The following is a 12,281-nucleotide window of genomic DNA, read 5'->3' on the forward strand; positions in this document are numbered from 1 at the left end:
AGCTGATGTTGTGCGGCGGAGTCAGCTCCGCGGCACCGTCGAGGCGCGGATCAGCAGCTCCGTCGGCAGCAGCGTCGCCCGCGGGACGTCGTCGCCGGCCAGCAGCCGCACCAGGACCTCGGCCATCGCGTCGCCGAGGCCGGCGGCGGGCTGGCGCACGGTCGTGATCGGCGGCTCGGCGGCCTCCGAGGAGTAGTCGCCGTCGAAGCCGGCGAGCGCCACGTCGCCGGGCACGCTCAGGCCGCGCTCGCGCAGCACCGCCAGGGCGCCGGAGGCCATCTGGTCGTTGGAGGCGAAGACCGCGTCGATCGGGCGGCCGGAGTCGAGCAGCCGCCGCATCGCCTCGGCGCCGTCCCGCGGCGAGTAGTCGCCGATCTCGACGAGCGAGGCGTCCAGGCCCGCCGCCTCGACGGTCGCGCGCCAGCCCGCCAGGCGGTCGATCGCGCCGGGCATGTCCTGGCGGCTCGCGATCATCGCCGGGGCGCGCCGCCCGAGGCCCAGCAGGTGCTCGGTGACCTGCCGCGCCGCTCCGACGTTGTCGACGTCGACGAAGTGGCTGTCGTGGTCGTCGAGGCTGAGCGGTCGGCCGCCGAAGACGAGGGGCACGCTCGCGCCGATCCGGGCGTAGGAGTGGTCGCCGCTGTGGTGCGACACGACGAGCGCGCCGTCGACGTTGCCGCCGAGCAGGTAGCGGCGGGTCTTGTCGGGCGTCGCCTCGGAGGCGATCACGATGTTGAGCATGTAGTCGGTCGCGGCGAGGCGGGTGGCCGCGCCCTGGACGACGGCGGCGAGGAACGGATCGCCGAACACCTTGCCTATCGACTCGGGCACGAGCAGGGCGAGGACCTGGGTCCGCCGGCTGGCGAGCGAGCGGGCCGCGCGGTTGGGCACGTAGCCGAGCTTCTCGATCGCGAGGCGGACGGCGGCCTGCGCCTCGGCCTTCACCTTCGGCGAGTCGTTGACGACCCGGCTGACCGTCGCCCGGGACACTCCCGCGAGCGCGGCGACGGCCTCGAGCGTGGGTGCGGCCGGTGCGGTGTCGTGACTCATGCGTGCCTCTCGAGCGGTGGACCCCCGGGCCCGAGAGTAGCCGAGCGGGCGGGTGGCGTTCGAGACGCCCCTGCGGGGGCGCTCGCTCACCGGCCATGCCGGCCGGGCGGCGTCAGGAGACGAGTCTGCAGGTCCGCCCTGCTGAGGACGGTGGGTCTCGATACGCCCCTCCGGGGCTACTCGACCAGCATGGAAGGCTGTGCCCGCCACCTCCGGCACGCGGAAACAGCTCCGGCACGCGGGAACCGGCCGAATCGACGAGCCAGAAATGGAACCGCGAGCCGAACCTCCGTCCCAGCCACCTCCGGCATGCAGAAACAGGTTCGGCACGCGGGAACCGGCTGGTTCTGCGTGCCGGACCCGTTCTCGCGAGCCGGAGGTCCAGCCGGGCTTCGGAGGCGCCCGCGGTCAGCCCTTGACCGCGCCGCCCATGATGCCGGCGATCAGCTGCTTGCCCGCCAGCACGAACAGCACGAGCAGCGGGATGATCGAGAGCACCGCGCCGGCCAGCACGATCGAGTAGTCGACGTAGTAGCCGGACTGCAGCTGCGACAGGGCGGTCTGCAGTGTCGGGTTGGTCGGGCTCAGCACGATCAGCGGCCAGAGGAAGTCGGTCCACGCCATCATGAACGTGAACAGCGCGAGGATCGCCATCGCGGGCCGCGCGGCCGGCACCGCGACGGTCAGGAAGGTCCGGAACTGGTTCGCTCCGTCGACCCGGGCCGCCTCGATCAGCTCGTCCGGGATCACGTCCACCAGGTACTGCCGCATGAAGAACACGCCGAACGCGGTGACCAGCGTCGGCACGATCACGGCGCCGAGGGTGCCGGTCCAGCCGAGCTGCCGCATCAGGATGAACAGCGGGATGATGCCCAGCTGGGTCGGGATCGCCATCGTCGCGATCACGGTGATCATCAGGCCGTCCCGCCCGCGGAAGCGCAGCTTCGCGAAGGCGTAGCCGGCCAGGGTCGAGAACGAGACGACCGACAGCGTGATGATTCCCGAGACGACCACGCTGTTCAGCAGCGCCGTCCAGAACGGGATCGCCGTGAACACCTGCGCCGCATTCGCGAGGAAGTTGCCGCCCGGGATCAGCGGCAGCGTCTCGCCGCGGGTCGCGTTGCTCCCGCTGGCCACCACGAAGGACCACCAGAGCGGGTAGGTCGAGCCGAGGATGAAGGCGCTGAGCAGTCCGTAGGTGAGGAAGCCGGGGCGGTCGACGCGGCCGGCCCCGGAGGAGCGCGGGCGCCGGGCGCGACGCTCCGGCTCGGCCACGACAGGCGCGGCGGCGGGAACGGTGGGAATCGTCGCGGTCATCGGTCGCTCACCTTCTGCGCCGGTCGGCGCGTGCGCGTTCTCACGCGGTTCTCGACGGACGCGATCCGCCGCGAGATCGCGAAGTTCACCAGTCCGATCAGCACGATCAGGAGGAACAGCAGCCAGGCGACCGCCGCCGCCTCGCCGAAGTTCTGGCGGAAGAACGCCATCTCCCAGAGGTAGAGGACGGTCGTCTGGAACTGGCGGTCCGAGCCGCCGATGCCGCCGGCGTTCGAGACGTCGAACAGGCGCGGCTCGGCGAAGATCTGCAGCCCGCCGATGGTGGCCGTGATGATCACGAAGATCAGGGTCGGCCGGATGCTCGGGATGGTGATCGAGGTGAAGCGGCGGAACGAGCCCGCTCCGTCGAGCGCGGCCGACTCGTGCAGGTCGCGCGGCACGGCCTGCATCGCGGCGAGGAGGATGAGCGCGTTGTAGCCGGTCCAGCGCCAGTTGACCATCGAGGCGATCGCGATGTGGCTGGCGAGGCGGTCGTTGGTCCAGTCGATCGGGGCGATGCCGACCAGGCCGAGCAGGTTGTTCGCCAGGCCCTCCTGGTCGCCGAAGATGCTCGAGAAGATCAGCGCCACGGCGACGGGCGAGACGACGTAGGGCAGCAGCACGCTCATCCGCCAGAAGGTGCGGGCGCGCAGCGACTGGTCGAGCACCGCCGCGAGCACCAGGGCGACGGCGAGCTGCGGGATGGTGGAGAGCAGGAAGATGCTCAGCGTGTTGCCGATCGAGTTCCAGAAGAAGCGGTCGCCGAGCACCGCGGCGAAGTTGCCGAGGCCGACGAAGTCGCCCTGGCCCTGGAGCAGCTGCCAGTCGTAGAGCGAGACCACCAGCGTGTAGACGAGGGGGAAGGCTCCCGTGATCGCGAAGAGCAGGAAGAACGGCGAGATGTAGAGGTACGGCGACGCCTTGACGTCGAAGCGGCTCATCCGCTGCCGCGCCGTCAGCGGCAGGCGGGGCGCGGGGCGGCGGCCGGGAGGCGGCGCGGCCGATGCGGTCGGCGGGGTCAGGGTGCTCGTCATGGGTCGCTCTCGTCGTGGGACTCGTTCATCGGAGGGGGAGGGAGGGCCCCCGCCCGGCCTGCTACCGGACGGGGGCCCTGTCTGAGGGGAGCGGGTCAGTCGACCAGCTCGTCGAGGAGCGAGAGCGCCTCGTTCCAGCCCTTGTCGCCGTCGAGCTCGCCGCGGTCGACCTTCTGCAGGACCGGGCCGAAGACGTTCTCCTGGATCAGCGAGTCGTCCGGTCCCTTGTACTGGGCGACGACGCCCTGGGCGCGCTCGGCGAGGATCGCGCCGGTCGGCGAGCCGTTCAGCGCCGGGTCGGGCGCTGCGGCGGAGGCGAGCTGCTCCTGGGCGGAGACGGTGCTCGGGAACGGGCCGGTCGCGTCGAACGCGGCGATCTGCTGCTCCGGCTCGCTCAGCCACGAGGCGAGCTCCGCGGCCTCGGCGGGGTGCTTCGACTGCGTCGGGACGGAGAGGAACGAGCCGCCCCAGTTGGCCGCGCCGCCGGGGAAGACGTCGGCGAAGTCCCAGCCGGTGGCCTCGGGATCGCCGCCGCCGGCCTCGACCTGCGCCTTCACCTGGCCGAGCATCCAGCCCGGGCAGACGAAGGTCGCGAAGGTCCCGTCGTTGAACGACTTGCCCTTGTTCCAGTCCCAGGCCTTCTGCGCGGCCGAGAGTCCGGAGGCGGCGCCGTCGGTGATCCAGCCCCAGCGCTCCTGCAGCTCGGCGTTGTCGTCGATGTTCAGCTCGCCGTCGGCGGTGTAGTAGCCCTCGGGGAGCTGGTTGACCATCGCGTTCCAGACGAAGCCGGACTGGTCGTACCAGGCCTTGCCGGTCGCGTCGTGGTACTGCTTCCCGGCCGCGAAGTAGTCCTCCCAGGTCGCGTCCGCGCCGCCGAGCAGCTCCGCGACGGCGGCGCGATCGGTGGGCAGGCCCGCGGCCTCGAAGGCGGCGGTGCTGTAGCAGAGGCCCTCGGGGCCGATGTCGGTGCCGAAGCCGATGACGCGGCCGTCGGGGTCGACGGCCTGCTCGTACTTCCAGTCGACCCAGTCGGCCTTGCGGTCCTCGATGCCGTGGTCGCGCAGGTCGACGAACTGGTCGGAGACCTCCATGATCGAGCCGAGCCAGCCCTCCTCGATGGCGACGACGTCGGCGAGGCCGGAGCCTGCGGCGAGCTTGGTGAACGCGTCGGTCCGGGCGTTGCCGCCGGTGTCGATGTTGTTCGGGACGATCGTGACGCCCGGGTGGGCGGCCTCGTACTCGGCGTAGAGGTCGTCGAACCCCATGGCGCCGAACGTGGTCACGGTCAGTTCGATGTCGCCGTCCTCGGCCGCGCCGGATCCGGACGAGCAGCCGGAGACGAGCAAGGCCAGGGTGGCGGCGCCGGCGATCGCCGTGGCGATCCTGGCGCGTCGTGATTCGAGCACGGTCACTCCTTCGTGATGGGTGTCAGGGCACCCCTGGGGGCGCTCCCACGGTGCTGTGCTGCCGTGTGTGAGAGCGCTCTCACGAGGTGTGAGGCGAGCATACGGAGCGGGTCGCGGGGAGGTCAAGACTTTTGTGAGAGCGCTCTCTTTTGCGGTCGCGGCGTGTCCTGGAGGAGGTTCGGCTCGCGGAATCGGCCTCGGCACGCAGAGTCGAGCCGGAACCGCGAGCCGGAGGTGCTTCCGCGTGCCGGAGGCCGCACCAGGCGAACTCCGGCACGCGGAATTTCCCTCGGCTCGTCGAAACGAGGCGGAATCGCGAGCCGGAGCGACTCCCGCGAGCCGGAGGTGACGCCGGGCGACGTCCGGCACGCGGAACGGCCTCGGGCACGCGGAAACCGGACGAAACGACGTGCCGGAGCGGATTCCGCGAGCCGGAGACGTGCGAGCTCGAGATCCGCCGGGACCTCGGGCGACTCCGCACGGATCCGGCACGCGGAACGACCCTCGGCACGCGGAGATCCGGCAGAACCGCGAGCCGGACGTGGTCTCGCGAGCCGGAGCTAGCCCCGGACTGCTCGGGCACGCGGAATCGCCTTCGGCTCATGAAAACCTGCCGAAACGACGAGCCGGAGCTGATCGCGCGAGCCGAAGGCGACTCCGCAGCACCTCGGGCTCGTGGAACCACCTTCGGCACGCGGAAACCCGCGGAAACGACGAGCCGGACGAGATCTCGCGAGCCGGACGTAGCTCCGGACTACCCGGGCACGCGGAATCACCCTCGGCTCGTGGAAACCTTCGGAAATGACGAGCCGGAGACTGTCGCGCGAGCCGGCGGTGACTTCGCCGCAACTCGGGCACGCGGAATCACCCTCGGCTCGTGGAAATCTGCGGGAACGTCGAGCCGGGGCTGATCGCGCGAGCCGGAGGCGACTCCGCAGCACCTCGGGCTCGTGGAATCACCCTCGGCTCGTGGAAACCTGCGGAAACGACGAGCCGGAGCTGATCGCTCGAGCCAGCGGTGACTCCGCCGCAACTCGGGCACGCGGAATCACCCTCGGCACGTGGAAACCCGCCAAAACGACGAGCCGGAGCTGATCGCGCGAGCCGAAGGCGACTCCGCAGCACCTCGGGCTCGTGGAACGCCCTTCGGCACGCGGAGACCGGATGAAATGACGAGCCGGTGACGATCGCGCGAGCCGGCGGTGGCCCGCGGCGACTCCGGCTCGCCTCATCACCTTCGGCACGAGACCGGACGAGACAGCGCGCCGGAGGTCGTCTCACGCGCCACAGGCGGCTCCCGCGTCGGTCGCGGCGTCTCGGGTCCGCCTCTTGACGTGGCACTTGTTTTTCACAAGCATGAGCGCAGACGCCGCAGTCCGCGGCTCCGCCGAGAAGGAGAGACCGCCATGCCCTCGATGTTCGTCAACCTGCCCGTCACCGATCTGGAGCGCGCGAAGGCGTTCTACGTCGCGCTCGGCTTCTCGATCAATCCGGCGTTCTCCGACCACAACGCGGCCTGCGTCGTGGTGGAGGAGGACCACAACTACTTCATGATCCTGGTGCGCGAGTACTTCCAGACCTTCAGCGATCTGCCGATCGGCGACCCGGCCGTGAACCCCTCCGTCTCGACCGCGATCTTCCTCGACACCCGCGAGGCCGTCGACGCCACCGTGACCGCGGGGCTCGCTGCGGGCGGATCCGAATCACGGCCCGCCTCCGACTACGGCTTCATGTACCAGCGTCAGGTCGCCGACCCCGACGGCAACCTGCTCGAGTTCGGCTGGATGGACCCGGTCGCCGCGGCGCAGGGCCCGGAGGCGTTCACCGGCGAGCAGGCCTGAGGGCGATGGCCGCACGCGACTACGGGCAGTACTCGGCGCTCACCCGCGCGGTCGAGCTGGTCGGCGAGCGCTGGGCCCTGCTGATCGTCCGGGATCTCCTGGTCGGGCCGCGCCGGTACAGCGAGCTCGCGCAGGGGCTCGCGCGGATCCCGAGCAACGTGCTGGCCGGCCGGCTCAAGGAGCTGCAGGCGGCCGGGATCATCCGGCGGGCGCCGCGCTCGCGCATTATCGTCTACGAGCTGACGCCCTACGGCCGCGAGCTCGAGCCGATCGTGCTCGCGCTCGGCGCCTGGGGGTTCAAGGCGCTGGGCGATCCGCGCGAGGAGCAGGTGATCACTCCGGACTCGATGACGGTGGATCTGCGGACCGCGTTCCGCCCGCAGGTCGCGGCCGAGCTGCCGGCGACGGTGTACGCGGCGCAGGTCGGACCGGCCGGGCTGCTGATCCGGGTCGACGGGGCGGCGCTGGACGTGTCGCGCGGCGAGGTGCCGGGCGGCGAGGCCCCGGTGGACCTGGCGTTCTCGACCGGCGCGGACATCCGGCTGCTGCTGTCGGGCGAGCTCGCGCCGGAGCGGGCCATCGCGACCGGCGCGGTCACGGTGCTCCGCGGGCGGGACACGCTGCTCGGGCGCTTCGCGAGCACGTTCCACCTCGCGGCGTGACAGCGCCTTGCGGATCGAGCAGTCCGCGCAGCGGACCCCGTGCATGCTGATCGAGTAGTCCGCGCAGCGGACGTATCGAGATCCACCGTGCTGCAGAAGGGTGGGTCTCGATACGCCCCTCCGGGGCTACTCGACCAGCATGCTGGGGCGCCTCGGGGGCAGCTCGATCAGCATGCCGGGCCCCTCCGGGGCTGCTCGACCAGCAGGGGGGGGGCTGCTCGACCAGCGTGCGAGCGGAAGGGCTGGCCGCTGAGCGAGGGGTGGGTGGCCGCGCAGCGCCCCTCTCGGGCCGCGCGGCCGGGAGCCGACTGGGCGCACGGTTCCCCCGGCGCCGGCGGATGCTGGAGTGGCCGTTGCCCTCGCGCGCCGCGGGGCAGTACCACGACCCGCGGAGGAACCCCCATGCCGTCATCGAAGCCCGCCAGCCGCACCACGAGTGAGCAGCGGAAGGAGCACGCCGAGCAGTACTCCGCCGCGGCGCGCTACGCCTCCGAGGCGTTCGGCACCTTCCTGCTCGTCGCGGGCGGCGTCGGCACCGCGATCTTCGCCTCCGCCTTCCCCGACAGCGGCAACGCGCTCGGCGTCGGCTTCCTCGGCGTCGCGCTCGCCTTCGGGCTCACGCTGGTCGCCGGGATCTACGCCGTCGGCCACATCTCGGGCGGCCACTTCAACCCGGCCGTCTCGATCGGCTTCGCCCTCGCGGGGCGGACGGAGTGGCGGCACATCCCCGGCTACATCGTCGCCCAGATCGTGGGCGGCATCGCGGGCGCCGGAGTCGTCGCGCTGATCGCGGCCGACGGGCCGGCCGGCTACTTCGACGCCGCCCGCGACTCGGGCTTCGCCTCGAACGGCTTCGGCGCGCACTCCCCCGGCGGCTTCGGCCTCGGCGCGGTGCTCCTCGCCGAGGTCGTGCTCACGGCCGTCTTCGTCGGCGTGATCCTCTCCGCCACCTCGAAGAGCGAGTACAAGTCCGTCGCCCCGCTCGCGATCGGCCTCACGCTGACCCTCGTGCACCTGATCAGCATCCCGATCAGCAACACCTCGGTGAACCCGGCCCGCTCGATCGCGGCCGCCGTCTTCGCTGGCCCCGACGCGCTCGGCCAGGTGTGGGTGTTCCTGCTGGCGCCGGTGCTCGGCGCGGCGATCGCCGGTCTGGCCTCGAAGACGCTGCACCGCACCCGCTGACGCGCGGCCCCCGCCGGTCGCCGCGTCGAGAACGCAGAAGTTGCGGTAGTCGAGCGCGACTACCGCAACTTTCGAGGAGTGGGGGGGCGCGGCGGGCTGGATCTACTTGGAAGAGACGCCCGCAGCCATGCTGGTCGAGTAGCCCCGAAGGGGCGTATCGAGACCCGCCCACCGCAAGGACGTCGGTCTCTTCCCCGCCCTGCGATGGCGCCGGAGGCGCCCCCTCCGCTCGATACGCCCGCAAGCGGGCTACTCGATCAGCATGAGCGGGTCCGTCAGCCGAGGAGCATCGCGAAGCCCTGAGCGGGGAGGGTGACCGGGGTCGCACCCGCGGCGGGCGACTCGCTGACCAGGGTGCCGTCCTGCGCGTAGACGCGGAGGGTGCCCGTGCCGTCGACCGTGGTCGGCTGGGGCGACGCGGTCGAGTTGCGGACCAGCTCCGTGCGGCCGGAGTCGCCGACGACGACCAGGCGCGAGACGACGGGGCGCACGAGCAGGGCGTCCAGCTTCGTCTCGCCGGAGAGGGCGCGGACCTCGACGGTGGTCGCGCTCGCGGGGAGCGTGCGCCGCAGCTTCTGCGGCAGCAGGATCCCGGACGCCTCGGTGACGCCCTGCGCGCCGACGGTGCTGGTGAGCACGTCGAGCGGGCGGCGGCCCGAGTTCCAGAGGCTGATCGGGGTCTGCTCGGTGCCCCGCTCGGCGGCGAGGATCACGGCCTCGACCAGGCGGTCCTGGGTCGCGGAGCCGACGGGGATCGTCGCTGCGCGGCGCCAGTTCGTGAGCGACAGGTAGGAGCCGCTCCAGCCGGACTCGCCGGTCCACGCCGACTCCGGGGTGACGACCGTGCCGCCGCGGGCCGACTCGGCCTCGACGAGGCGGAGGCCGTCGCGGCTCGCCTGGGTCGTGACCGCGGTCGCGCGGGCGGCGACGGACGGGTGCGCGTCGAGCGCGAGCATCGACAGCAGGCCGTGGATGGTGCTCTCGGCGCCGCTGTTGCGGTTGACGCTGCCGTCGGCCTGGACGCCGTCGTAGGTGACTCCGGTCGCCGGGTCGTAGACGGGGGCGCCGCTGAGGTTGAGCCCGAAGAACCAGGCGCCCTGCACCCCCGCGAGGTCGGTGTAGGCGCGCGAGCCGGTCGCGTCGGCGAGAGCGAGCGAGTTCTGCAGCCGCGAGTCGGCGCCGTAGGCGATCTGCACGCGGTCGGTCGGCGTCGGGTTCCAGCCGTTGTCCGGGCCGCCGGCGGTCAGCAGCTCGGGGGCGAAGCGCGCGGCGTCGACGACGGCCGGCTCGAGGAGCGACGCGTCGCCGAGCGCGACGGACGAGGCGGCCAGGCCGCCCGCCATCTGCGACGACCAGGAGTGCCAGAGCGAGCGGGACTTCGTCCAGGGCAGGATCGCGCCGTACGGCCAGGCGGTGGTGTCGCCGTGAGTCGTGGTGCGGGCGTAGGCGGCGACGCCCTCGGCGAGCTTCGCGGTGCTGGCGCGAACGGCGGCGTCGTCGGGCGCGGCCTCGACGTAGGCGGAGAGGCCGAGGAGGGCCTCCGCGGTGGCGTCGGCGCCATCGACGATCAGCCAGCCGGGCACGTCGACGCCGTCGGCGACCGCGTACTCGCCGTAGCGGGTGAGCACCTCGCGGTCGACGGCGGAGACGCCGAGGCGCAGGCGCTCCTGCAGGAACGCGGCGAAGTCGGGGTCGTCGTCCTGGAACGCGGCGTAGCCCTCGCCGAGCGCCCAGAGGGTGCGGGCGAGCCAGTAGCTGTCCTCGGAGTCGCTGGGGTCGGGCAGCTCGACGGGTTCGGCGCTGGGGTTCAGGTCGCCGTCGGGCTGCATCCAGAGCACGACGTTGCCGGCGTCGTCGCCGGTCGTGGTCTGGAAGTAGGCGAGCGAGCGGAGGGTCTCGTAGGCCTTGTCGCGGCTCGCCGTCGAGCCGGTCTGCTGCCAGTGCCGGAGGTAGACGACGGCGGCCCGCGAGACGTCGTCGGTGTTGTAGGCGCCCTGCGCCCAGTCGCCGGTCGCCGGGTCGAGGGGGCCACCGCCGACGCGCTCGAAGGTGCCGCCGTCGCGGGCGTCGGCGTAGGTCCACGGGAGCACGAGGTCGGGCTCCTCGGCGAGGCGGTAGGTGCTGTGGCCGGCCTGCGGCTGGGGAGTGGTGGTGTCGAGCAGGAAGTCGAGGTGCGCGGTGTTGGTCAGCGGCTCGGCGGCCTGGGCGGGGGCCGCGCCGACGGCGAGGCCTCCGGCAGCGAGGGCGGTCGCGGCCAGGACGGCGGCGGCGCGGGGTCTGAAGTTCGTCATTGAACTCTCTCCTTGAAGGGTGGTGGCTGGGGGTGGGGGATCTCGATACGCCCCCGGAGCGGGCTACTCGATCAGCATGCAAGGGCGCCCGCGGCGCGGAATCGGAGGCAAGGCGCCCGCTCTGCGGGCTCGGAGGGGCGATTGCATGTTGGTCGAGTAGCCCCGAAGGGGCGTATCGAGACCCGGCGCCTGCAGGACGGTGGATCTCGATACGCCCGCGAGCGGGCTACTCGATCAGCATGAAAAGGGTGCGCCCGCAGCGCGGGCTCGAAGGGCGACTGCATGCTGGTCGAGTAGCCCCGGAGGGGCGTATCGAGACCCGGCGTCTTCAGAACGGTGGATCTCGATACGCCCGCGGGGCGGGCTACTCGGCAGGACGGTGCCCGCCACGCGGGCACCACCGCGCCTACTCGTCCGTGCGGAGCAGGCGGGCCGCGCCGATCTTGGAGTCGGCCATGCCGTAGAAGACGAAGTGGCGACCGTCGATCTCCTCGATGGCGGTGGGGAAGACGACGTTGGGGACGATGCCGCTGCGCTCCTCCTCCGTCTCGGCCTCGAGCAGCGGCTCGGAGGTGCGGGCGATCACCTTCGAGGGGTCGTCGGCGTCGAGGAGGATGGCGCCGGCCGCGTAGTTGACGTGCTGCTGCTGCGAGAAGGCGCTGTCGATGGTGCCGGTGACGCCGTGGTGCAGCAGGAGCCAGCCCTCGGGCACCCGCAGCGGCACGGGGCCGCCGCCGATCTTCAGCTCCTCGTAGGCGAACTCGGGGCCCGCGACGAAGCGGTGCCGGGTCCAGCGGGTCAGGTTCGCCAGGTCGCGGTCCACCTCGGCGACCGGCACGTAGCTGATCCAGATGCTCTGCCGCGGGTCGTCGACGCCGGCGGGCAGCCGCACGCCCTCCCCGGGCCGGGTCTCGCCGAGGTCCCACATCGGCCGGTGCAGCACCGCGAACGAGCGCGTGCCGTCCGGCGCCGCGACGATCTCGGGGAAGAACACCGTGTCCTTGTTGTGGAAGAGCCCGAGGTCGATGTCGAGGTCGTCGTCGTAGGCGAAGGTCACCGGGCCCAGCCGCCGCCACTCGCGCAGGTCCTCCGAGACGGCGAGCGCCGTCCGCGGCCCGAGCGGCCCGTAGGCGACGTAGGTCATCACGTGCAGGCCGAGCGCCTCGATGAAGGTGACCCGCGGATCCTCGACGCCGGAGTGCGTCGCCCCGCGCTCGAAGCCGCGGTCGGGCGCCAGCACGACGCCCTGGCGCTCGACGCCGACGGGCACGCCGTCCTCGACGAGCACCCGGGCCAGGCCGATCCGGGAGACGTTGCCGGCGGCGACCATCCGGGGCAGGAGGTAGAGCTCGCCGTCGGGTCCGCGCCCGCTGCCGGGGTTGAGCACCCCCTCGGCCTCGAGCGGATCGCCGGCGAGCGGCTCCATCACGACGCCGACGCGCTCGAGGCGGTAGGGGACGGAGGTGCGGGTGGTGGTACCGGGGGTGGGAGTCAT

At 72.1% G+C, this 12,281-nt stretch carries 9 protein-coding genes; 3 read left to right on the forward strand and 6 right to left on the reverse strand.

The features are described from left to right. Window positions 1-21 precede the first annotated feature (21 nt). From EDF22_RS16210 to EDF22_RS16225, 4 genes are all read right to left on the reverse strand, one after another. Entirely contained in the window at window positions 22-1,050 is a 1,029-nt protein-coding gene (locus EDF22_RS16210; RefSeq protein WP_123705885.1) for a LacI family DNA-binding transcriptional regulator, read from the reverse strand. A 408-nt stretch (window positions 1,051-1,458) separates the two neighbouring features. Continuing rightward, window positions 1,459-2,367, reverse strand: a complete 909-nt coding sequence (locus tag EDF22_RS16215) for a carbohydrate ABC transporter permease (protein ID WP_123705886.1) — start codon at window positions 2,365-2,367, stop codon at window positions 1,459-1,461. Further along, a complete protein-coding gene (locus EDF22_RS16220) occupies window positions 2,364-3,401 on the reverse strand; it encodes a carbohydrate ABC transporter permease (protein ID WP_123705887.1) in 1,038 nt (345 codons plus the stop codon). Before EDF22_RS16220 ends, EDF22_RS16215 begins: the two co-directional genes overlap by 4 nt. Before the next feature lie 95 nt (window positions 3,402-3,496). Next, window positions 3,497-4,807 (reverse strand): ABC transporter substrate-binding protein, encoded by a 1,311-nt coding sequence (locus tag EDF22_RS16225; RefSeq protein ID WP_123705965.1) that lies wholly within the window; start codon window positions 4,805-4,807, stop codon window positions 3,497-3,499. A 1,406-nt stretch (window positions 4,808-6,213) separates the two neighbouring features. On the opposite strand from EDF22_RS16225, the gene EDF22_RS16230 reads away from it, so the two are divergent. The 3 genes from EDF22_RS16230 to aqpZ all read left to right on the forward strand — a co-directional run bounded on the left by EDF22_RS16230 (window position 6,214) and on the right by aqpZ (window position 8,495). Next, window positions 6,214-6,648: a VOC family protein gene (locus EDF22_RS16230; RefSeq protein ID WP_123705888.1), complete on the forward strand. Its 435-nt coding sequence runs from the start codon at window positions 6,214-6,216 to the stop codon at window positions 6,646-6,648. A 5-nt stretch (window positions 6,649-6,653) separates the two neighbouring features. After that, entirely contained in the window at window positions 6,654-7,310 is a 657-nt protein-coding gene (locus EDF22_RS16235) for a helix-turn-helix domain-containing protein (RefSeq protein ID WP_123705889.1), read from the forward strand. Between the two features lie 402 nt (window positions 7,311-7,712). Continuing rightward, complete coding sequence (aqpZ, locus tag EDF22_RS16240; protein WP_123705890.1) at window positions 7,713-8,495, forward strand: aquaporin Z; 783 nt, start codon at window positions 7,713-7,715, stop codon at window positions 8,493-8,495. 275 nt (window positions 8,496-8,770) lie between these two features. On the opposite strand, the gene EDF22_RS16245 is transcribed toward aqpZ, so the two are convergent. Continuing rightward, a complete protein-coding gene (locus EDF22_RS16245) occupies window positions 8,771-10,786 on the reverse strand; it encodes a hypothetical protein (RefSeq protein WP_123705891.1) in 2,016 nt (671 codons plus the stop codon). Window positions 10,787-11,192: 406 nt separating this feature from the next. Continuing rightward, a complete protein-coding gene (locus EDF22_RS16250) occupies window positions 11,193-12,281 on the reverse strand; it encodes a glycosidase (protein WP_123705892.1) in 1,089 nt (362 codons plus the stop codon).

This window comes from Rathayibacter sp. PhB127 (genome assembly GCF_003751665.1).
Taxonomy (GTDB): domain Bacteria; phylum Actinomycetota; class Actinomycetes; order Actinomycetales; family Microbacteriaceae; genus Rathayibacter; species Rathayibacter festucae.

Coding starts and splice junctions, on each gene's coding strand:
- EDF22_RS16210 (WP_123705885.1), bottom strand. CDS start 1,050: ATGAGTCACGACACCGCACCGGCCGCACCCACGCTCGAGGCCGTCGCC.
- EDF22_RS16215 (WP_123705886.1), bottom strand. CDS start 2,367: ATGACCGCGACGATTCCCACCGTTCCCGCCGCCGCGCCTGTCGTGGCC.
- EDF22_RS16220 (WP_123705887.1), bottom strand. CDS start 3,401: ATGACGAGCACCCTGACCCCGCCGACCGCATCGGCCGCGCCGCCTCCC.
- EDF22_RS16230 (WP_123705888.1), top strand. CDS start 6,214: ATGCCCTCGATGTTCGTCAACCTGCCCGTCACCGATCTGGAGCGCGCG.
- EDF22_RS16235 (WP_123705889.1), top strand. CDS start 6,654: ATGGCCGCACGCGACTACGGGCAGTACTCGGCGCTCACCCGCGCGGTC.
- aqpZ (WP_123705890.1), top strand. CDS start 7,713: ATGCCGTCATCGAAGCCCGCCAGCCGCACCACGAGTGAGCAGCGGAAG.
- EDF22_RS16245 (WP_123705891.1), bottom strand. CDS start 10,786: ATGACGAACTTCAGACCCCGCGCCGCCGCCGTCCTGGCCGCGACCGCC.
- EDF22_RS16250 (WP_123705892.1), bottom strand. CDS start 12,281: ATGACTCCCACCCCCGGTACCACCACCCGCACCTCCGTCCCCTACCGC.